We start from the raw sequence: 20595 nt of genomic DNA on the forward strand, positions 1-20595 counted from the left end.
CAGTCGAACCCGCTCACCTGACGGGTTCCCGAGAAGGAAGGAACGGCCATGGCACGCAGGGCTCTGTGCGTGGGGATCAACGAGTTCGAGTCGCTGCCGCAGACGAGCTGGCTGAACGGCTGCGTCAACGACGCCACCGACATCGCCAAGGCGCTGCGGCCGCTCGGCTTCACGGCGCGGGCAACGACGGTGCTCACCGATGCCGGCGCGACGAAGAAGGCCGTCATGACGGCCCTGACGAAGCTCGTCGACACCGCGAAGGCCGGCGACCACGTGATCTTCACCTTCTCCAGCCACGGGACGCAGGTGCCGAACGAGCCGGGTGGTGACATCGAGCCCGACGGCCTCGACGAGGCCTTCGCCTGCTACGACATCCGTCAGAAGGGCGACCAGTGGGACCGTGACACCGTCATCGTCGACGACGAGCTGCGTGACCTCTTCACCCGCGTGCCCTCCGGTGTCCTGCTCGAGGTGCTGCTCGACACGTGCCACAGCGGCACCGGCCTGAAGGACCTCGACGAGATCCTGCAGGCCCAGCTCCTCGGCCGGAAGCCGCGCTACCTCCCACCGCCGACCCCCCGAGGTCTCGAGCAGACCCGGTCCATCCGGGCCGTGACACCCGTGCGCACCGTCGACCGCAAGGCCCTCGTCGAGCTGACGAAGAGCCGCGGCACGGCCTCCAAGCCCGTCCTCTTCGCGGCCTGCAAGCCCAACCAGACGGCGTCCGACGCGACGTTCGACGGGCGCTCCAACGGGGCCTTCACCTATCTCTTCCTCAAGGCCATGAAGGCCAGCCCGACGGCGACCCGCACCGAGCTGCTGCGCACCGTGACGGCGGGGCTCAAGGAGGGCGACTTCAGCCAGCGCTCGACCCTCGAGGGGCCGGTCAAGTCCAAGAAGGTCGGCTTCGGCCAGCTCTGGTAGGCGGGACCGCCGAGGGCGCTCCGGTGACCGAGGACACAGGTGTCGACACTCACACGCGAGCGCGCTGACCGCGTGCCCGGCGCGACGGCATACTCGATCGCAGTTGTCCGAGAGCCCAGACGCAAGGTGGCGATCCGAGCATGTCCCGACTGCAGCAGACCGACGGCCTCACCGAGGAGCAGAGCGAGCTGATCAAGCTCGTCCGTGAGTTCGTCGACGAGCAGATCATCCCCGTCGCCATGGAGCTCGAGCACAAGGACGAGTACCCCCAGGCGATCGTCGACGGCATGAAGGAGATGGGGATCTTCGGGCTGATGATCCCGGAGGAGTACGGCGGCCTCGGGGAGTCCCTGCTGACCTACGCCCTCTGCGTCGAGGAGATCGCGCGCGGCTGGATGAGCGTCAGCGGCATCATCAACACCCACTTCATCGTCGCCTACATGGTGCTCCAGCACGGCACCGAGGAGCAGAAGCAGCACTACCTGCCCAAGATGGCGACGGGCGAGATCCGCGGTGCGTTCTCGATGAGCGAGCCGGGCTGTGGCTCGGACGTGGCGGCCATCAAGACGAAGGCCGTCAAGGGCGACGACGGCGAGTGGTCGATCACCGGCCAGAAGATGTGGCTCACCAACGGCGGCTCCGCCAACCTCGTCGCCGTCCTCGTCAAGACCGACACCGGCGCCGAGTCGGTGTACAAGAACATGACGACCTTCCTCGTCGACAAGGAGTCCGGCTTCGGCGAGACCGCCCAGGGCGTCACCGTGCCCGGCAAGATCGACAAGATGGGCTACAAGGGCGTCGACACGACCGAGCTCATCTTCGACGGGCACCGCACCACCGACGCACAGATCCTCGGTGGCGAGCCGGGCAAGGGCTTCTACCAGATGATGGACGGCGTCGAGGTCGGCCGCGTCAACGTGGCGGCTCGCGGATGTGGCGTCGCGAGAAGGGCATTCGAGCTCGGCATCTCCTACGCCCAGCAGCGCGAGACCTTCGGCAAGAAGATCGTCGACCACCAGGCGGTGCTCTTCCGGCTCGCCGACATGGCCGTCAAGGTCGAGGCCGCGCACGAGATGATGGTCAAGGCCGCCCGCAAGAAGGACTCGGGCCAGCGCAACGACCTCGAGGCGGGCATGGCGAAGTACCTTGCGTCCGAGTACTGCTCACAGGTCGTCGAGGACAGCTTCCGCATCCACGGTGGCTACGGCTACTCCAAGGAGTACGAGATCGAGCGTCTCTACCGCGAGGCGCCGATGCTGCTCATCGGTGAGGGCACGGCCGACATCCAGCGGATGATCATCGGCCGCCGCCTCGTCGAGGACTACAAGCTCAAGGCATGAGGGTCCCTCCCGTCCGGGGCTGGGATGCGAGGATGGACGCATGAGCCTGCAACCGAAGGGTCCGGGGGGACGCCAGGGATTCGCGACGTTGTCCCTCGAGTACCCCATGTCGCTGGGCGTGTTCGAGCAGTACGTCGACGCGCAGAGGGCCGTCGACACGCTGTCGGACAACCAGTTCCCGGTCGAGAACTGCCTCATCGTCGGCACCGACCTCAAGCAGATGGAGCGGGTGACGGCGCGCCTCACGTGGGGCCGGGTCGCCCTCGGCGGGCTCCTCTCCGGCGTGTGGCTCGGCCTCTTCGTGGGCCTGATCCTCTCGCTCTTCTCCCGACCCTCGAACCCGCTGACCCTGCTGCTCTACACCGCCCTCTACGGCGCGGTCTTCGGCCTGGTCTGGTCGCTCGTCGGCTATGGCTTCACCCGCGGCGCGCGCGACTTCTCGTCGGTGAGCCAGGTCGTGGCGACCCGCTACGAGGTCTTCTGCGAGCACAAGTTCGCCCAGCAGGGTCGCCAGATCCTCGCCGACGCGGGCATCGACGTCGGCGGCCGGGCGGGCATCGGCATCGCCCCCGTCACGCCGCCGACGCCTTCGACGCCGCCGACGCAGCCGTCGAGCCCGGACCAGCCGGGCCCGCCGCCGCCCGCCGGCTGACGCGGCTGCAACGAAAGCGGTCGCCCACGTGTCCTTCCCGGTGACGGATCCCCGACGAAGGAGCGCCTGATGCAGCCCCGCAGGTCCAGACCGTATGCCGCCGGCCGTGCTCTCGTGACCGGCGTGGCCGCGGCCCTCGCGCTCGCCGCGTGCGGGACCGCCGCTGCGCCCCAGCCGGGGGAGACGTCGCTCGCGACCGGCCCGGTCCGGGCCGTGACCGACCAGCCCGTCGAGGCCGACGGTGCGCTCCGGTGCCCCGAGTCGGTCGGCTCCGTCGACCTCTCGAAGCCCGCGGCCGTCCCGCAGAAGCCGCAGGGCATCGACGGCGCGGCACGGCTGCTGCCCGACCGCGACCCGGCCTCGGTCGTCGTGTGCGGCTACCCGGTCGTCGACATCATGGCCACCACGCCGCTCTCGCCGCCCTTCCGCCTGGCGAAGCGCAGCGTCGCGAGCGAGTCGCAACGGGCCGCGCTCGTGGAGGCGATGACCTGGGCGCCGCGGGTCACGGGTGGGCCTGGGGTGTGCACCCTCATGGCCGGCAACGAGACGGCATACCTCGTCGGGGCTGCCTACGGCGACGCGATCGTCTGGGTGTCGGCGCTCGCCGACGCGAACGCCTGCTCGACGTCGACGAACGGCGACTTCCCGTCGGGCCCGGGGCCGGCGGTCGTGCTCGACCAGATGTTCGGCACGCGCACCCCGCCCCCCGAGGCGGTCGCCGCCTGCTCCCGGTCGTCCTGGGGTCGGCTCGGGGACGACCAGACCCTGGCCCCCACGGGCGACCCGACGGTGACGGTGTGCCGTGACTTAGTGGACGGCACGGTCAGGGCGACCCAGCTGGACGCAGCGCCCTCGGCGCAGGTCACGGCGGCGCTCCGTGCCCTGCCGACGAAGCCCACCGACCAGACCTGCCAGGGCTCGGACAAGACGAGCGACGCGCGGTTCGCGCTCGTGCTCGCGTATGCCGTCGGGCCGGCCGTGCGCATCAACGTCGACCCGGCCTGTACGCCTTCGGTGCTCGGCTCCGGCCTCGAGTCCCAGGACGCGGGCTCCCTCGTCGACCTCGTCGAGCAGTGGAGCCCGCCGATCCCGGCCCCCGACCCGAACGGCTCGGTGTCGTCCGACGGGTCGGTCGCACCACCCGCAACGGCGCCTGACGCGACCGTCCCGACTGAGGTGCCCGGCTCGACGGGTGGAGGTGCGGGCGGCACCACTGGCATCGAGCCCGCGACCCCGACCGAGATCCCGATGACGAAGTGACCTCCCCCTGACACGCCGAACGCGGCGTTCGGTCTCGAGAGCGGTGTCCTACCGCTGTGCTCGAGACCGAACGCCGCGTTCGGTCAGGTGGGGAAGGTGGCGGTCAGGCGCGGGCCGCCCAGATGCGGGCGACCCACTCCTCGACCTCGGTGCTGCTGCGCGGCATCGCGGCCGAGAGGTTCTCGCAGCCGTCCTCGGTGATGAGGATGTCGTCCTCGATGCGCACGCCGTTGCCGCGGAACTCGTCGGGGACGAGCTCGTCGTCGGCCTTGAAGTAGAGGCCCGGCTCGACGGTGAGGACCATCCCCGGCTTCAGCTCGGCGTCGGAGTACTCCTCGCGGGTCGCGAGGGCGCAGTCGTGCACGTCGATGCCGAGGTGGTGGCTCGTGCCGTGCACCATCCAGCGGCGGTGGTGCTGACCGTGGTCGGCGTCGAGCGTGCCCTCGACGTCGACGCCCTCGGGCAGCAGGCCCCACTCGTGAAGGTGCTCGGCGATGACGCGGATGGCCGCGGCGTGGACGTCGCTGAACCTGTTGCCCGGCTTGCAGGCGGCGATGCCGGCCTCCTGGGCGGCGTACACGGCGTCGTAGATCCTGCGCTGCGCGTCGGTGAAGGTGCCGCTGACCGGCAGGGTGCGGGTGATGTCGGCGGTGAAGAGCGAGTCGACCTCGACGCCGGCGTCGAGGAGCAGCAGGTCGCCCTCCTTGATGTCGCCGGTGTTCTTGATCCAGTGCAGCGTGTTGGCGTGGTCGCCGCTGGCGCAGATCGAGTCGTAGCCGACCCCGTTGCCGTGGTGGCGGGCGTGCAGGCCGAAGACGCCCTCGACCCAGCGCTCGCCGCGGCCGCGGCGGACCGCCTCCGGCAGGTCGGCGATGACGGCGTCGAAGCCCAGGTGGGTGCCGTCGACGGCGTCGCGCATCTGCTCGACCTCCCACTCGTCCTTGACGAAGCGGAGCGTCGAGAGGAACGCGGCGAGCTGCTCGTCGGCCTCGCGCTGGCGGTCGGTGCGGGTCTCGGCCTCGGTGGCCTCCTGCGTCCCGGCCGCGGCGTCGCGGGCCTTGTCGACGCGGGTCGCGACCTCGGTGTCGGCGTCGCGCACGACGCGGATCGTGACCGCGCCGGCGTCCTTGCCGACGGCATCGCCGAACTCGTCGATGTGGCGGGCGGTGACGCCGAGCTCGGACTCGATGTCGGCGAGGGTGGGGCGCGCCCCGACCCAGAACTCGCCGTAGCGCGAGTCGCCGAAGAACTCCTCGGTGTCGCGGTCGGCGAGCGGGCGGAAGTAGAGGACGGCCTCGTGACCGTCGGTGCCCTCGCCGTCGGCGGACGGGCGCGGCTCGAGCACGAGCACGGCGTCGGGCTCGCGGTCGCTGCCGAGGCCCGTGAGGTGGGCGAAGGCGCTGTGCGGGCGGAAGACGTAGTCGCAGTCGTTGCTGCGCACCTTGAGGCCGCCAGCCGGGACGACGAGGCGCTCACCGCGGAAGGCGGCACTGACGGCGTCACGGCGACGGGCTGCGTGGTCGGCGACCTCGGCCCGGGGGGTCACCCCGGTGTCGCGCGGCGCCCACCCGGTCGCGACGAAGGCCCGGAACTCGTCGGTCGTCGGGCGCTTGCGGCTCGGAGACGTCTTCTGCTCTTCACTCATCACCCCGTCATGGTGCCACGAAGCGCGGACCCCGCCGAACCCGGATTCCGGCCCGCTCGTTACCCCGCTCGGCACCCCGGTGGGGTACCCCCGGGTCCGAACCGGTGGCATACGGTCTGGGGGTGGCCCGCACCGACCGACCCGCCCGGCCGACCACCGCCCACCGGAGCCTGCCCTCACTGAGGGCGAGCACCCGGCGGGCCATGAGACCGAGCGGGCCGCCGACCGACGAGATCCCGATCTGGACGACGCCCGACGGGGTGGACTCGGTCACCGCCCAGGCCGTCATCGACCTCGCCATGCGAGCCGGGGTCGCGATGATCGCCACGGGCGCCGCAGCCGCCGACGTCACGGCGACGGTGCTGACCCTGACCAAGGCGTACGGCCTCAGCTCGGTCCACGTCGACGTCACCTACACGTCGGTCACGGTCTCCTACCACCGCGGCCCGAACGCCGACCCGATCACCGTGATGCGCATCGTGCGCTTCCGCGTCCAGGACTACACGCGTCTCGAGCGGCTCCGCGGCCTCATCGTCGACCTGTCGCAGGACCCGGTCCCCGTCGACGAGGCCCGGGTGCGCTTCGACGCGGTCATCACGGCCCCGCACCCCTACCGCCGCTGGCTCGTCACCCTCGCCGGCGGGGCGCTCGCGGCGGGTGCCGCCGGCCTCGTGGGCGGGGGGCCGTTCATCATCCTGCTCAGCTTCCTCACCGCGACGGTCGTCGGCCGGGTCCTCAGCTGGCTGACCGGGGCGGGCGTCGCGGCCTTCTTCGCGCAGTGCGTCGGCGCGGCCATCCCGACGGCGGTCGCGACCCTCGTCGTGGCGGCCCAGTCCGTCGGCCTGACCTTCGTCGGTGACGTGTCGCCCTCGCTCGTCGTCGCGTCCGGCATCGTCCTGCTCCTGTCGGGACTCTCCGTCGTCGGAGCCGCCGAGGACGCCCTCGAGGGCTACTACGTGACCGCCGGCGCGCGGGGCTTCGAGGTCATCGTCCTCTCGCTCGGCATCGCCGTCGGCATCTCGGTCGTGCTCTCTCTCGGCGAGCGCCTCGACTACCCGATCGCGATCAGCTCGCAGACCCTGCTCAGCGACGACGTCGTGGTCCAGGTCGTGTGCGCCGTCATCATCTCGGTCGCTTTCGCGGTGCTCTCCTACTCGAGCGGCACGGCCGTGTTCGTCGCCGGCGTCGCAGGCGGGGTCGGGTGGGTCGTGCTCGCGCTCGCCGAGCGGGTGCTCCAGCTCGGTGCCGTGACCGCATCGGCGACCGCCGCGCTCGTCATCGGCTTCGCGGCCCGCCTCGTCGCCCGGCGCCTCACCATCTCGGCGCTCGCCGTCACGACGGCCGCGATCGTCCCGCTGCTCCCGGGCCGGATGGCCTACGAAGGCATCTCGCAGCTCGTCACCAACCCCGACGGCAACGGTTTCGCGCTGGGCGTGCCGACCCTGCTCCGGGCCTTCGGACTCGGCCTCGGTCTCGCGGCCGGGGTCTCGCTCGGCACCTACTTCGCGAGCCTGCTCGTCGCCAAGAGCCAGGGTGTGCGCCCCCGCCCGGCCGCCGGCGCGACGCTGCCCTCCGACCCCGACCCCATGGCCACCGACAGCACCGCGCCGGTGCTGTCCGAGCTGAGCGAGCTGACCGCGACCGCGGACGCGACCCCGCCCGGCGCGGTCGACAGGGAGCAACCGTGAGCAAGCACACGGCATACGACCATGGGCGTATGCCGCCCGCTCCGGCAGGCTGGGAGCCGCTCGTCCCAGCGGGGCCGGGTCAACCCTTCGACGAGGAGCGGCAATGCAGTTCGGACGCAGCTACGAGGAGTTCGAGGTCGGCGCGGTCTACCAGCACTGGCCCGGCAAGACGGTCACGGAGTACGACGACCACCTCTTCTGCCTGCTGACGATGAACCACCACCCGCTGCACCTCGACACCCACTACGCCGCGGGGTCGACGCAGTTCGGGCAGAACGTCGTCGTCGGCAACTACGTCTACTCGCTGCTGCTCGGCATGTCGGTGCCGGACGTGTCGGGCAAGGCCATCGCCAACCTCGAGATCGAGTCGCTGCGCCACGTCGCACCGACCTTCCACGGCGACACGATCTACGGCGAGACGACCGTGCTCGACAAGTGGGAGTCGACCTCGAAGGACGACCGCGGCGTCGTGCACGTCGAGACGGTCGGCTACAAGCAGGACGGCACCGTCGTGTGCATCTTCCGGCGCAAGGTCATGGTGCCCAAGGAGAGCTACCTCGAGGCGCGCGGCGGCGAGCAGCCCGGCCGCCCGGTCCCCGTCCCCGACAAGAACTGGCCCGGCCGCATCACCGAGGGCGCCGAGGCCACCGAGACCGACCAGCCCTGACGCGAGCCTCCCGCAACACACCGAGTAGGTCACAACTCACCGCGATCGGATCCCGGGGTGTTGTGACCTACTCGGTGTGTTGCGTTCGTCCACAGCCGGTGCGCGGGTGGCCGTTGTGTCCACAGGTCTCCCCGCGAGGTCGAAGACGTGCCCGTATGGCGCCGAGTCTGCTCCCATGGACACACGACTCGAGGCGCTGTCCGGTTCTCAGGGCGGGGTCTTTGCCGCACATGAGGCCCTGACCGCCGGGCTCACCAGGGCTTACCTGCATCAGGCGCTTCGGGCGCGGAAGCTGGTGCGGGTGCGGCGGGGCGCCTACGTCCACGCGACCGTGTGGCAGGCGGCGTCCCCTGACGAGCGTTATCGGCTCGGCTGCCTCGCGGTCGCCAGATCGAGACCGGGTGACGCGTTGAGCCACCATGCGGCTCTCGCAGTGCTGGGACTCTCGTTGTGGGGTTACGACGTCGGACGCATCGACCTCGTGACCGACACGGTCCAGAGCGTGCGGCGCGGGTCCGTGTGGCTCCACCCGGACGACGGCGTCGCCGTGGCCTCTGTCGCGGACGCCGCCTGCGTCTCGCCCGCTCGGGCTGTGGTGCGGACCGCGCTGACGATGGTGCAGGACTGTGCCGTGGTGGCCGGCGACGCCGCTCTGCACCGAGGTTTGGTCACCCTGGCTGATCTGATGACCGAGGTGGCCGCCATCTCACCGCACCAGGGACGCGGCCGAGCCATGGAAGCCGTGTTGCTCATGGACAGTAGGAGCGAGTCGGTGGGCGAGTCCCGGACGCGGCTCGCACTGCGACGCCTGGGCTTCCAACCAGACAGCCAAGTGGTTCTCCGTGACTCCGACGGGCGCTTCGTGGCGCGGGTCGACCTGGTCGTGGACGGTGTCGTGCTCGAGTTCGACGGGTTGGTGAAGTACGCGCGGCAACGAGACGCCGAGGACGGTGCGCCCGATCCGGAGGAGGTCGTCTGGCTTGAGAAGCGGCGTGAAGACGCGATCCGCCGGCTCGGCCACCCCGTCGAGCGTGTCATCTGGAACGAGCTGGAGCGACCTGGGCTCATCGGCGCACGAGTCCGCTCTGCCAAGGTGCTCGTCACCGCTCGCGTTCCCCGCCCAGCCTGACCCGCCGGATTCAGCAACTCACCGAGCAGGTCACAACGCGCCGGAATCCGATCACGGTGCGTTGTGACCTGCTCGGTGTGTTGCCGGGGAGGGTCTGTCGAGGGCGCATCCCCGGCGCCCCTACGCTTGGGGGCGTGACACCGACCGGGACCGCAGGCGCGGCGCGCACGCGTCCGGTCATCGACCTGCACGCCCACTCGGCGGTGAGCGACGGCACCGAGACGCCGTCCGAGCTCGTCGCCGCAGCGGCGGCGGCCGGGGTCGACGTCCTCGCCGTCACCGACCACGACACGGTCGCCGGCTGGGACGAGGCCGCCGAGGCCGCCCGGGACCAGGGCGTGACGCTCGTGCGGGGCATCGAGATCTCGTGCGCCTGGCGCCACTCCTCGATCCACCTGCTCGGCTACCTCCCCGACGCCGACGACCGGCCGCTCATGGAGGAGCTCGCCCGGGCCCGCGACTCCCGGTCAACGCGCCTCGAGCGGATGGTCGCGCTCATGGCGGCGGACGGCATACCCCTGGGCTACGACGAGGTGCTCGCGCAGGTGGGCCCGGACGCGACGCCCGGTCGACCCCACATCGCGGACGCCCTCATCGCCAACGGCACGATCCGCCACCGCGACGAGGCGTTCCGCTCGTGGCTCGGCGACGACTCGCCCTACTACGTCGGCCACTACGCGCCCGACCCCGTCCGCGCCGTCGAGCTGGTGCGCGCGGCCGGCGGGGTGCCCGTCATCGCCCACCCCTTCACCCGCACCCGCTCGGGCGACCTCGACGACGCTCTCGTGGAGCGGATGCGGGACGCGGGGCTCGCCGGGCTCGAGGCGCGCCACCGCGACCACGGCCCCGCAGAGGTGGCCCGTGCGACGGCGCTCGCCGACCGCTTGGGCCTGCTCGTCACCGGGTCGAGCGACTACCACGGCGAGGGCAAGCGCAACCGCCTCGCCGAGAACACGACGACCCCCGAGGTGCTCGACGCGATCGAGGCGGCCTCGAGCGGGGCCACGGAGGTCCTCAGGCCGTGAGTCTGTTCGACACGACCATCTTCCTCAGCACCTTCATCACCCTCGTTGTCATCCTCGACCCGCCCGGAGCGGTGCCGATCTTCCTAGCCCTCACCGGGTCGCTGACGAAGGTGCAGCGCCACGTCGCGGCCCGGCGTGCCTCGCTCGTCGCCGTCTTCGTCATCGGGATGTTCGCGCTCTTCGGCAAGAGCATCCTCGACTACCTCCACATCTCGATCGCCGCGCTCCAAGGGGCCGGCGGCCTGCTCCTGCTCCTGGTCGCGCTCGAGCTGCTGACGGGCAAGGAGTCCGACTCGCTCGCCGACGCCGGCGTCAACGTCGCCCTCGTGCCGCTCGGCACACCGTTGCTCGCCGGTCCCGGGGCGATCGTCGCGACGATGCTCGCGGTGCAGGGCTCGCGCACGACGGGCGCGTACGTCGCGGTCGGCTCCGCCCTCGTCGGCGCGATGCTCGTCGTCTACCTCGTGCTGCGTTTCGCCGGACAGGTGCGCGGACTGTTGCGCGAGAGCGGCACGATGCTGCTCACCCGCATCGCCGGCCTGCTGCTGTCGGCCATCGCCGTCCAGATGGTCGCCGACTCGGTGCGCGCCTTCGTGGCCGGCGAGGGCTGAGCGGGCGCCGGTCGCTCAGGAGTCGACGCGTTCGACGAGCACCGCCGTGCCGAGGCCGGCGGCGCCGCTGACGGCAGCGACGCCCCAGCGCCCGCCGCGGCGCTCGAGCTCCTCGACGCACTGGCCGACGAGGATCGCGCCGGTGGCGCCGAAGGCGTGTCCCATGGCGATCGTGCCGCCGTTGGGGTTCATCCGGTCGGGTCCGACGTCGAGGTCGCGGCGGAATCGCAGGCACAGCGCGGCGAAGGCCTCGGCGAACTCGAAGACGTCGATGTCCGCGGGCGACAGGTCGGCCCGAGCGAGAACCTGCTCGACGGCGGACTGTCCTGCCGTGAGCATGACGACGGGGTCCACGGCCGTCGACGCGGCAGCGACGACGCGCGCCCGTGGCGCGAGACCCGTCTCCCGGGCGGCGCGCGCCGACCCGACGAGCAGCAGAGAGGCTGCGTCCGCGACGGCGGGGGAGGTGCCCACGGTGTGCAGGTGGTCGATCCGGTCTAGGGGGCGTATGCCGTCCGCCGCCGCGAGCGCGAGGGCGTCCTGGCCGTCGGCCCCCAGCTGCGCGAAGGCGGGTGGCAGGGCTGCGAGCGACGCGGCGGTCGTGTCGGGCCGGACCAGCTCGTCGTGGTCGAGTCCCGGGCCGTCGTCGTCGGCCGGCACCGGGACGAGCGACCGGGCGAAGGCTCCCTCCTCGCGCGCGCGGGCCGCCTTGGTCTGGGTCTCCAGGCCGTAGGCGTCGAGCTCCTCGCGGGTGAAGCCCTCGAGCGTCGCGTTGAGGTCGGCGGCGATCCCCATGTGGACCGAGCCGAGGCGGCGCACGACGGCGGGGTCGGCGTACAGCGCCCCGCGGTCGGCGAACATCGGCACCCGGGAGACGCTCTCGACACCGCCCGCCACGGCCAGGTCGAGGTCTCGGGCGCGCACGCGGGCGGCGGTCTGGCCGACGGCATCGATCCCCGAGGCGCAGAAGCGGTTGAGCGTGACGCCGGGCACGGACGGGCCCCACCCCGCGAGGAGCGATGCCGTCCGCGCGAGGTCGGCGCCCTGCTCGTCCACCTGGGTCGCGCAGCCGAGGGTCACGTCGTCGACGCGCTCGGGGTCGATCCTGGTGCGGTCGACGAGGGCCCGCTGGAGGTGCACGACGAGGTCGATGGCGGTGCGACCGTGGAGTGACCCGCGGCTCGACGCACGGCCCCGCGGCGTGCGGACGACGTCGAGGACGTACGCGTCGCCACCCTCACCCATGCGCCCTCCCGGATCGGTCCTGCCGGGGTCGGCGCGGCCTCTCGGACTCCGGCGCCGGATCGGTCTCATCGCCCCGGCGAGTGACTCTGCTAGTTGTAGTACGGTGCCCGGAGAAGGGCAAGGCGGGCACCGACGGCGGCGTCGGGAGCGGAGGCGGACATGGCGGCCGGCAGCGCGAGCACCTCCCCGACGGGAGTCTGGGTGCTCGGTGGCTCCCAAACGGACTTCGCGCGCCACCTGACCCGCGAGGGTCATGACGTCTCCGACCTCGTCGGCGAGATCGTCGACGGCACCCTCGAGGCGGCCCGCGCCACTGCGGCCGACGTCGAGGTCATCCACGTCGGCAACGCCTTCGGCCAGCTCTTCACCGGACAGGGCCACCTCGGCGCCATGCCGGCGACGGTGCGTCCCGACCTGTGGGGCCTGCCCGCTGCGCGGCACGAGGCCGCCTGTGCGTCCGGCGGTGTGGCCCTGCTCGCGGCCATGGCCGACCTGCGGGCGGGCCACTACGACTGCGCGCTGGTGCTGGGCGTCGAGCTCGAGAAGACCGTGCCCGGGGACGAGGCGGCCACGCATCTCGGCGCGGCCGCCTGGGTGGGCCACGACGGTGAGGGCGCCCGTTTCATGTGGCCCCACGTCTTCAGCGCCATCGCCGACGAGTACGACCGACGCCACGGTCTCGACGACGCGCACCTGCGTGCCATCGCCGCGCTCAACCTCGCCAACGCCCGACGCAACCCCAACGCCCAGACCCGCCGCTGGGACGTGCCCGACCTGAGCGGGCCCGACGCCACCGACGACGTGCTCAACCCCGTCGTCGAGGGCCGGATCCGCCGCTACGACTGCAGCCAGGTCACCGACGGTGCCGCCGGCGTGGTCCTCGTCTCCGACGCGTGGCTGCGCGACCACCCGGGCCGCCGTCCGATCGCCCGCATCGGGGGGTGGGGGCACCGCACCGTCGGCCTCGGACTGCGCCAGAAGCTCGACCGAGACCGCGACGAGCTCTACGTCCTGCCGCACGTGCGTAGCGCCGTGGGCGACGCGTTCGACCGGGCCCACGTCACCCTCGAGGACCTCGACGGCTTCGAGGTGCACGACTGCTTCACCCCGACCGAGTACCTCGCCATCGACCACATCGGGCTCACCGGTCCGGGGGAGTCGTGGAAGGCCGTCGAGGACGGCTCGATCGCCCCGGGTGGGCGCCTGCCGATCAACCCGAGCGGCGGACTCATCGGCGGCGGGCACCCGGTGGGGGCCACCGGCGTCCGCATGCTGCTCGACGCGGCCAAGCAGGTCAGCGGCACCGCCGGCGACTACCAGGTCGAGGGTGCCCGCACGTTCGGCACGCTCAACTTCGGTGGCAGCACCGCCACCACCGTCAGCCTCGTCGTCGGCGCTGTCGCCGACTGACGCGGAAACCCCTGCGAGCCAAGGAGACCCGGATGGATGTCGACATCGTCGGTCGGATGCTCTCGACCCTGCCCGCGGACGACGACCACCCCTACCGCACCGGCCCCTGGCAGCCCCAGACGACCGAGTGGCGGGCGGACGACCTCGACGTCGTCGAGGGTGAGGTGCCCACCGACCTCGACGGCGTCTACCTCCGCAACACCGAGAACCCCGTGCACCCGTCGCTCAAGCACTACCACCCGTTCGACGGCGACGGGATGGTCCACGTCGTCGGCTTCCGTGACGGAAAGGCCTTCTACCGCAACCGTTTCGTGCGCACCGACGGGTTCCTGGCCGAGCAGGAGGCCGGGCAGTCCCTCTGGGCCGGCCTCGCCGAGCCGCCCCACCTCTCGCTCCGTGAGGACGGCTGGGGTGCCCGCCGCCAGATGAAGGACGCGTCGTCGACCGACGTCATCGTCCACCGCGGCACCGCGCTGACGAGCTTCTACCAGTGCGGCGACCTCTACCGCGTCGACCCGATGTCGGCCGAGACCCTCGGCAAGGCGACGTGGAACGGCCGTTTCCCCTTCGACTGGGGCGTCTCGGCACACCCCAAGGTCGACGACCGCACGGGTGAGCTCCTCTTCTTCAACTACAGCAAGGAGTCGCCCTACATGCACTACGGCGTCGTCGACGAGGCCGACGACCTCGTCCACTACGTCGACGTGCCGCTGCCCGGACCGCGCCTGCCGCACGACATGGCCTTCACCGAGAACTACGTCGTGCTGGGCGACTTCCCGCTCTTCTGGGAGCCGGAGGCACTCGCCAAGGGCGCCCACGTCGCGCGCTTCCACCGCGACATGCCGAGCCGCTTCGCCGTCATCCCGCGGCGCGGGCAGACGAGCGACATCCGGTGGTTCGAGGCCGACCCGACCTACGTGCTCCACTTCGTCAACGCGTACGAGGAGGGCGACGAGATCGTCCTCGACGGCTTCTTCCAGGGCGACCCCGAGCCGGAGGACAACGGCATGGGCAACCGGTGGGAGCGGGCCTTCCGCTTCCTCGCCCTCGACCGGATGCAGGCGAGGCTGCACCGCTGGCGGCTCAACCTGCGCACCGGCCTGGTCACCGAGTCACCGCTCTCCGACAGCATCACCGAGTTCGGCATGATGAACGGCTCGTATGCCGGCGGGGCCTACCGCTACGCGTACGCCGCGACCGGCAAGCCCGCGTGGTTCCTCTTCGACGGCCTCGTCAAGCACGACCTCCACACGGGCACGGAGGAGCGGTTCGCCTTCGGCGACAACGTCTTCGGCAGCGAGACCGCCATGGCGCCACGGGTCGGCAGCGCCGGTGAGGACGACGGGTACCTCGTGACATTGACGACCGACATGAACGACGACGCGTCGTACTGCGTCGTCCTCGACGCGGCCCGGGTCTCCGACGGGCCCGTGTGCAAGCTCCGGCTGCCCGAGCGGATCTCGAGCGGCACCCACTCGACGTGGGCCCCCGGAGCCGAGCTGCGACGGTGGAGCACCGCGGACACGGCAGCGGATGCGATCGGCCTCTGAGCCGGTGGTCGACGACGTCGACCCCGGCACCGTGCCCACCCGGCTCGCCCCCGGGTCGACCAACGCCATCGGACGCATGCTCGGGCTCCTCGGCGACGAGTGGACCCTGCTCATCCTCCAGCGCGCCCTGCGCGGCACGACCCGCTACGGCCAGTTCCTCGACGAGGTGGCCATCTCCAACGCGGTCCTCACCTCCCGCCTCGCGACCATGGAGCGCGAGGGCCTGCTCCACCGGGTCGTCTACCAGGAGCGGCCCGTCCGGGCCGAGTACGTCCTCACGTCGCGCGGCCGTGGCCTGTGGCCGGTCACGATCGCGATCTGGGACTGGGAGCGTCGGTGGGTGCCGCGCCACGCGGCGACGCTCCCCGCGATGCGGCACGCGCTGTGCGGCCAGAACTTCGCGCCGGTCCTGACCTGCACGGGATGCCGTGACGTGGTGCGGTCCGGCGACGTCCACGCCGAGTGGGGGCCGAGCGGCACGTGGGAGCGGTCCGTCCCGGAGTCGACGACGCGGCGGCGGTCCGACCCGGGCGCCGACCGGTCCTCGGCGGGTCTCTTCCCCGAGACGATGGCGATCTTCGGCAACCGCTGGTCCTCGGCCCTCATCGGTGCCTCCCTGCGGGGACTGACCCGCTTCGGCGACTTCGAGGAGGCGCTGGGGGCACCGCCCAGCCTCGTCGCCGAGCGGCTCCGCGCGTTCTGCGACATCGGCGTGCTCGAGGCCAGGGGGCGTCGCGCGGGCGGCGGCGACGGCCGCGCCGAGTACCACCTGACCGAGAAGGGCCACGCCTTCTACCCGGTCGTCGCCGTGGCGATCGACTGGGCGCACCACTGGTATGCCGCGCCGGAGGGACCTGCGCTCGTCCAGCAGCACGTGCCGTGCGGGGCTGCCCTCGCCGTCGCGCTCGCCTGTGACCAGTGCTCGGCCGACCTCCACGGCAGCGACATCGAGGTCGTGCCACGCGCGGCCCGCAGGGCGGCCCGCTAGGCGGTCCGTCACCCACCGAACCCGAAAGACCCACAGCACCACAGGAACTCACACCGCAGCCCCACCCCGCAGCCCCACACCGCAGAGACCACGCACCTCATGCCGAACACGAAGGAGTGCCGAGCCATGGCGAACGCACGCGGACTGCACGCGCCGGAGAAGGTCGCCGACTACCGCGCCAGGGGCTGGTGGGGGGAGGAGACGCTCGACGGGATCTTCGCCGACCGGGTGCGCGCCCGCGGCGACGCGCTCGCCGTCGTCGACCCCGCCAACCGGCAGGCCCTTCTCGGCTCGGCAGCGCGACGGCTGACGTGGCGCGAGCTCGACGGCGAGGTCACCGCCCTTGCCGCACGCCTGCTGTCGCTCGGTGTCGGGCGCGGCGACGTGATCGGCGTCCAGCTCGCCAACTCGGTCGAGCTCGTCGAGGTCTACCTCGCGGCCTGGCGCCTCGGTGTCGTCGTGTCGCCGCTGCCCGTGCAGCTGCGCGAGCGCGAGGTGGCCGCCATGTGTGCGAGAGCCGGCGTCACGGCATACCTCAGCAGCGCCCGGTTCGGCGACCGCACCCTGGCGGCAGACGCAGCCACGACGCTCGGCGACGTGCCGTCCGTGCGTGCCGTCATCGCGTACGGCCCGGAGGAGGAGACGGCGGACGTGCCCATCGGCGTCCGCGTCTGGCACCCGAGCACCGCGACGGACGCCGAGCGCGAGGCCGTGGAGGCGTATGCCGCTGCCGACCCCAACGAGGCCAACGACGCCGTGACGATCTGCTGGACGTCGGGCACCGAGAGCGCGCCCAAGGGCGTGCCGCGCTGTCACATGGACTGGCTCGCCGTCGGTGTCGCGACGACCGAGGCGCCCCAGGTCGGGGTCGACGACGTGCTGCTCAACCCCTTCCCGATGATCAACATGGCGGGCATCAGCGGGATGTTCCTGCCGTGGCTGCTCACCGGCTGCGTGCTCGTGCAGCACCACCCCTTCGACCTCCCGACGTTCCTCGGGCAGGTCGCCCTCGAGCGTGCGACCTACACGTGCGCGCCGCCGGCCCTGCTCTGGATGCTGCTCGGCAACGAGGAGCTCATGGCCACCGTCGACGTCAGCAGCCTGACGCGCATCGGCTCGGGGTCGGCGCCCCTCCAGCCGGCGATGGTGCGCGGCTGGCAGGAGCGGCACGGCATCAGCGTCATCAACTTCTTCGGCTCCAACGAGGGGATCGGGCTGCTGTCGAGTCCGGTCGACTTCCCCGACCCCGACGACCGTGCGCAGTTCTTCCCGCGGTTCGGGGCCCCCGGTGTCACGTGGTCGACCCGCGCCGGTGAGTGGACCGACACCCGGCTCGTCGACATCGTGACGGGCGAGGACGTGAGCGAGCCCGGTCACCCCGGGGAGCTGCACATCAGCGGGCCGAGCGTCTTCGCCGGCTACCTCCACGGCGAGGAGCTGCCGAGCCCCTTCGACGACCGCGGCTACCTGCGCACCGGCGACCTCTTCGAGATCGCCGGCGACCGCGGGCAGTACCTCCGCTACCTCGACCGGGCGCGCGACCAGGTGATCCGCGGCGGCATGAACATCGCCCCGGCCGAGCTCGAGGGGCTCATCGCGGACCACCCGGCCGTCGCCGACGTCGCCGTCATCGGCGACCCGGACGAGCGCCTGGGCGAGCGGGTCGCGGCCGTCGTCGTGCTGCGGCCCGGCGAGTCGCTGACCCTCGACGAGCTCGTCGCCTGGCTCCGGGAGCGTCGTATCGCCTCGTTCAAGCTGCCCGAGCGGCTCGAGGTGCGGGACGAGCTGCCGCGCAACCCGGTCGGCAAGGTGCTCAAGCGCCTGCTGCGCCGGCCGGACGCGCCCACGGTCCGCGAGGTGCCCGAGGGTTCGGGAGCCGGTACGCCTGAGGCGACCGGGTGACGCCGCACGAGCTGCTCGCGGCGCTCCGCCTTCCGGTCGTGGCGGCGCCGATGTTCCTCGTGTCCGGGCCCGAGCTCGTCGTCGCCGCGGCGCGCGCCGGGATCCTCGGCGCGTTCCCGACGCAGAACTGTCGCACGCCCGAGCAGCTCGACGACTGGCTCGGGGCCATCGGGTCGGGCGTCGGGGAGGCGCCGTGGGCGGTCAACCTCGTCACGCACCGGAGCAACACGCGGCTGGCCACCGACCTCGCCCTCGTCGCGGCGCACCGACCGCCCGTCGTCATCACGGCCCTCGGTTCGCCCAGACCGGTCATGGAGGTCGTCCAGGGCTACGGTGGGCTCGTCGTGGCCGACGTCATCGACCTCGTCCTCGCCCGCAAGGCGATCGCCGCCGGCGTCGACGGGCTCGCATGCATCAGCGCGGGCGCCGGCGGCCACACGGGGCACCTGTCCCCGTTCGCGTTCGTCTCGGCGGTCCGAGACCTCTTCGACGGTCTCGTCACCGTGGGCGGAGGCATCGCGGACGGCGCCGGCGTCGCGGGGGCCGTGGCCGCCGGCGCCGACCTCGTCTACATGGGCACCCGCTTCCTCGCGACGACCGAGAGCCGGGCCGCCGAGGACTACAAGCAGATGGTCGTCGCGCACGGGCCCGACGACCTCGTCGTCAGCGACGGCATCACCGGGGCCGACGCGTCCTGGCTGCGACCCAGCCTCCAGGCGCACGGCCTCGACCCCGACGACCTCGTGCACGACGGGGTCCGCAGCTATGACGTGGCCGAGTCCCCGGCCAAGCGATGGGCGCAGCTGTGGGCGGCCGGACAGGGGCTCGCGAGCATCCGGTCGGTGCAGCCGGTCGCCGACGTCGTCGACGAGCTCGAGCGTGAGTTCTTTTCCGCTGCGGCACGCCTCGACCGCGTCGCCTCCCGCTCCCACTGAGCGGGGTGGGGATGTCGTCGGGTGGATGTCGCGGGCGGGTCGTAGGGTGTCGGCGTGACGACGGGACCGGCTGAGCAGACGACCTTCGCGGGCATGCCCACGCCGCTCTACTCCGGCTCGCCCTCCCGGCTGCTCGCGTGGCTCGACTGCCCGCGCCGCTACCGCATGCAGTACCTCGACCGTCCACGACCGCAGGCCCGCCCGCAGCGCGCGCACACCTCGGTCGGCATCGCGACCCACAACGCCCTCCGCGACTTCTGGGACCTCCCGGCGGGCCGGCGCACGCCCGCCGGCGTCGCCGAGCTCGTCCGTTCGTCGTGGATCGACGTCGGCTTCCGCGACCCCGAGCAGTCCGCCGCGTGGCGCCTCCGGGTGCGTGACGCCGTCACCGAGTACCTCCGGGTCAGCGACCGCGACCACCAGCCCGTCGGCATCGAGCGCAGCGTCTCGCTCAAGACCGACGAGGTCGCCATCACCGGCCGCATCGACCGTCTCGACGACCGCCAGGGCGAGCTCGTCGTCGTCGACTACAAGACGGGCCGCCAGGTGCCCACCGACGACGACGCGCGCACGTCGCTCCCGCTCGCGCTGTATGCCGTCGCGGCCTCCCGGATGTTCCGTCGGCCCTGCCACCGGGTCGAGCTGCACCACGTGCCCTCCGGCACGATCGCCTCCCACGAGCACACCGACGAGTCGCTGGCGCGCAAGGTCGCCGAGGCCGAGTCGATCGCCTCCGACCTGCGCCGCGCCGACGCCGAGTTCAAGGAGGTCGGCGTCGAGTCGACCCGCTTCGCGCCCCGCACCTCGGCGATCTGCTCGTGGTGCGACTTCCGGGCGCACTGCCCCGAGGGCCAGCAGATGGGCCCCGAGAAGTCCGACTGGGCCGGCCTCGAGCCCGCCGGCTACGAGACCACCCCACCGGAGCGCGACGATGCCTGAGCCCACCACCCGGACCACACCCGAGCGCGACCTGCGGCCGGCGTTCCTCGCGGCAGCCGACCACGTCGTCGCCATCGTCTCGCGCGACGACGTCGCCGCCGCCTGGCTCCAGCCCAGCGCCCTGCCCGCGTGGAGCGTCGGTGGGCTCGTCGCGCACCTCGCGAGCCAACCCGTCACGGCCCTCGACCTGCTGCGCGGCGAGCCCGCGACCGACGCCATCGCGCTCGACGAGCACTATGCGAGGTCGGCGTGGGTGTCGGGCGGCCTCGACGACGACGTCAACGTGTCCATCCGGTCCGGCAGCGACGCGCAGGCGGAGGCCGGACGAGACGCCGTCCTCGCGCGGGTCGTCGCGGCGCGGGCCGAGCTGCCCGGCGTGCTTGCCGACCAGCACGCCGACCGAGCCGTGCTGATCCCGTGGACCGGCTGGGCGCTGCAGCGGGACGACTTCCTCACCGGCCGCATGATGGAGATCGTCGTCCACGGCGAGGACGTGGCTGCGAGCGTCGGCTTCACCTCACCGCCTCTGCCCGACGACGTGCTCGCGCCGGTCGTCGCGCTGCTGACCCGGCTCGCCGTGCGCCGCCACGGTCAGGGCGCGGTCGTGTCGGCACTCACCCGCACCGAGCGCGCCCCGCGGACGATCTCGGCCTTCTGACCTCGTCGCAGGTGGTGATCCGATCGG

General features: G+C 72.2%; 18 protein-coding genes. 16 read left to right on the top strand and 2 right to left on the bottom strand.

All coding sequences use genetic code 11. The features are described from left to right. The first annotated feature begins 48 nt into the window (after positions 1 to 48). The 4 genes from ASD90_RS06640 to ASD90_RS06655 all read left to right on the top strand — a co-directional run bounded on the left by ASD90_RS06640 (position 49) and on the right by ASD90_RS06655 (position 4176). Positions 49 to 924 (top strand): caspase family protein, encoded by an 876-nt coding sequence (locus ASD90_RS06640; protein ID WP_056753101.1) that lies wholly within the window; start codon positions 49 to 51, stop codon positions 922 to 924. A 140-nt stretch (positions 925 to 1064) separates the two neighbouring features. Beyond that, positions 1065 to 2264, top strand: a complete 1200-nt coding sequence (locus ASD90_RS06645; RefSeq protein WP_056753103.1) for an acyl-CoA dehydrogenase family protein — start codon at positions 1065 to 1067, stop codon at positions 2262 to 2264. A gap of 40 nt (positions 2265 to 2304) precedes the next feature. Continuing rightward, positions 2305 to 2916: a general stress protein gene (locus tag ASD90_RS06650; RefSeq protein ID WP_056753106.1), complete on the top strand. Its 612-nt coding sequence runs from the start codon at positions 2305 to 2307 to the stop codon at positions 2914 to 2916. 69 nt (positions 2917 to 2985) lie between these two features. Further along, positions 2986 to 4176 (top strand): hypothetical protein, encoded by a 1191-nt coding sequence (locus ASD90_RS06655; protein WP_056753108.1) that lies wholly within the window; start codon positions 2986 to 2988, stop codon positions 4174 to 4176. Positions 4177 to 4279: 103 nt separating this feature from the next. Here the strand turns inward: ASD90_RS06655 and ASD90_RS06660 are convergent, their stop codons facing one another. Beyond that, positions 4280 to 5821 carry an aminopeptidase P family protein gene (locus ASD90_RS06660; RefSeq protein ID WP_056753112.1) on the bottom strand — a complete coding sequence of 514 codons (1542 nt, stop codon included), beginning with the start codon at positions 5819 to 5821 and terminating at the stop codon, positions 4280 to 4282. A 203-nt stretch (positions 5822 to 6024) separates the two neighbouring features. Here ASD90_RS06660 and ASD90_RS06665 point away from each other — a divergent pair, with 203 nt between their 5' ends. From ASD90_RS06665 to ASD90_RS06685, 5 genes are all read left to right on the top strand, one after another. Next, positions 6025 to 7509, top strand: coding sequence for a threonine/serine exporter ThrE family protein (locus tag ASD90_RS06665; protein ID WP_056753115.1), 1485 nt, complete (start codon positions 6025 to 6027; stop codon positions 7507 to 7509). 49 nt (positions 7510 to 7558) lie between these two features. Continuing rightward, positions 7559 to 8176: a MaoC family dehydratase gene (locus ASD90_RS06670; protein ID WP_369793579.1), complete on the top strand. Its 618-nt coding sequence runs from the start codon at positions 7559 to 7561 to the stop codon at positions 8174 to 8176. 592 nt (positions 8177 to 8768) lie between these two features. Further along, complete coding sequence (locus ASD90_RS23395) at positions 8769 to 9305, top strand: hypothetical protein (RefSeq protein ID WP_157623029.1); 537 nt, start codon at positions 8769 to 8771, stop codon at positions 9303 to 9305. Positions 9306 to 9439: 134 nt separating this feature from the next. Next, a complete protein-coding gene (locus tag ASD90_RS06680; RefSeq protein ID WP_056753123.1) occupies positions 9440 to 10330 on the top strand; it encodes a PHP domain-containing protein in 891 nt (296 codons plus the stop codon). Further along, the gene (locus ASD90_RS06685) at positions 10327 to 10941 is read left to right on the top strand and encodes a MarC family protein (RefSeq protein ID WP_056753125.1); all 615 of its coding nucleotides are present in this window, start codon (positions 10327 to 10329) and stop codon (positions 10939 to 10941) included. Before ASD90_RS06680 ends, ASD90_RS06685 begins: the two co-directional genes overlap by 4 nt. A 15-nt stretch (positions 10942 to 10956) precedes the next feature. Here the strand turns inward: ASD90_RS06685 and ASD90_RS06690 are convergent, their stop codons facing one another. Then, entirely contained in the window at positions 10957 to 12186 is a 1230-nt protein-coding gene (locus ASD90_RS06690; RefSeq protein ID WP_056753127.1) for an acetyl-CoA C-acyltransferase, read from the bottom strand. Positions 12187 to 12345: 159 nt separating this feature from the next. On the opposite strand from ASD90_RS06690, the gene ASD90_RS06695 reads away from it, so the two are divergent. From ASD90_RS06695 to ASD90_RS06725, 7 genes are all read left to right on the top strand, one after another. Next, positions 12346 to 13596, top strand: a complete 1251-nt coding sequence (locus ASD90_RS06695; RefSeq protein ID WP_056753130.1) for an acetyl-CoA acetyltransferase — start codon at positions 12346 to 12348, stop codon at positions 13594 to 13596. Positions 13597 to 13628: 32 nt separating this feature from the next. Further along, positions 13629 to 15146 carry a carotenoid oxygenase family protein gene (locus ASD90_RS06700; RefSeq protein WP_056753133.1) on the top strand — a complete coding sequence of 506 codons (1518 nt, stop codon included), beginning with the start codon at positions 13629 to 13631 and terminating at the stop codon, positions 15144 to 15146. Then, positions 15130 to 16134, top strand: coding sequence for a helix-turn-helix domain-containing protein (locus ASD90_RS06705; RefSeq protein ID WP_056753138.1), 1005 nt, complete (start codon positions 15130 to 15132; stop codon positions 16132 to 16134). The genes ASD90_RS06700 and ASD90_RS06705 overlap by 17 nt, the downstream gene beginning before the upstream one ends. 126 nt (positions 16135 to 16260) lie before the next feature. Continuing rightward, on the top strand, positions 16261 to 18036 hold the full coding sequence (locus ASD90_RS06710; protein ID WP_056753141.1) for a class I adenylate-forming enzyme family protein: 1776 nt from the start codon (positions 16261 to 16263) through the stop codon (positions 18034 to 18036). After that, a complete protein-coding gene (locus ASD90_RS06715; RefSeq protein ID WP_082588515.1) occupies positions 18033 to 18971 on the top strand; it encodes a nitronate monooxygenase family protein in 939 nt (312 codons plus the stop codon). The genes ASD90_RS06710 and ASD90_RS06715 overlap by 4 nt, the downstream gene beginning before the upstream one ends. Before the next feature lie 54 nt (positions 18972 to 19025). Beyond that, on the top strand, positions 19026 to 19910 hold the full coding sequence (locus tag ASD90_RS06720; RefSeq protein ID WP_235506406.1) for a PD-(D/E)XK nuclease family protein: 885 nt from the start codon (positions 19026 to 19028) through the stop codon (positions 19908 to 19910). Then, positions 19903 to 20568, top strand: coding sequence for a maleylpyruvate isomerase N-terminal domain-containing protein (locus tag ASD90_RS06725; RefSeq protein ID WP_056753143.1), 666 nt, complete (start codon positions 19903 to 19905; stop codon positions 20566 to 20568). The genes ASD90_RS06720 and ASD90_RS06725 overlap by 8 nt, the downstream gene beginning before the upstream one ends. Positions 20569 to 20595: the final 27 nt, after the last annotated feature.

The organism is Terrabacter sp. Root181, from assembly GCF_001428505.1.
Lineage (GTDB): Bacteria > Actinomycetota > Actinomycetes > Actinomycetales > Dermatophilaceae > Terrabacter.

What these genes read in the sequence shown, in the direction of transcription:
- ASD90_RS06640 (WP_056753101.1), top strand. Translation starts at nt 49, where the DNA reads ATGGCACGCAGGGCTCTGTGCGTGGGGATCAACGAGTTCGAGTCGCTG.
- ASD90_RS06645 (WP_056753103.1), top strand. Translation starts at nt 1,065, where the DNA reads ATGTCCCGACTGCAGCAGACCGACGGCCTCACCGAGGAGCAGAGCGAG.
- ASD90_RS06650 (WP_056753106.1), top strand. Translation starts at nt 2,305, where the DNA reads ATGAGCCTGCAACCGAAGGGTCCGGGGGGACGCCAGGGATTCGCGACG.
- ASD90_RS06655 (WP_056753108.1), top strand. Translation starts at nt 2,986, where the DNA reads ATGCAGCCCCGCAGGTCCAGACCGTATGCCGCCGGCCGTGCTCTCGTG.
- ASD90_RS06660 (WP_056753112.1), bottom strand. Translation starts at nt 5,821, where the DNA reads ATGAGTGAAGAGCAGAAGACGTCTCCGAGCCGCAAGCGCCCGACGACC.
- ASD90_RS06665 (WP_056753115.1), top strand. Translation starts at nt 6,025, where the DNA reads ATGAGACCGAGCGGGCCGCCGACCGACGAGATCCCGATCTGGACGACG.
- ASD90_RS06690 (WP_056753127.1), bottom strand. Translation starts at nt 12,186, where the DNA reads ATGGGTGAGGGTGGCGACGCGTACGTCCTCGACGTCGTCCGCACGCCG.
- ASD90_RS06695 (WP_056753130.1), top strand. Translation starts at nt 12,346, where the DNA reads ATGGCGGCCGGCAGCGCGAGCACCTCCCCGACGGGAGTCTGGGTGCTC.
- ASD90_RS06700 (WP_056753133.1), top strand. Translation starts at nt 13,629, where the DNA reads ATGGATGTCGACATCGTCGGTCGGATGCTCTCGACCCTGCCCGCGGAC.
- ASD90_RS06705 (WP_056753138.1), top strand. Translation starts at nt 15,130, where the DNA reads ATGCGATCGGCCTCTGAGCCGGTGGTCGACGACGTCGACCCCGGCACC.
- ASD90_RS06710 (WP_056753141.1), top strand. Translation starts at nt 16,261, where the DNA reads ATGGCGAACGCACGCGGACTGCACGCGCCGGAGAAGGTCGCCGACTAC.
- ASD90_RS06725 (WP_056753143.1), top strand. Translation starts at nt 19,903, where the DNA reads ATGCCTGAGCCCACCACCCGGACCACACCCGAGCGCGACCTGCGGCCG.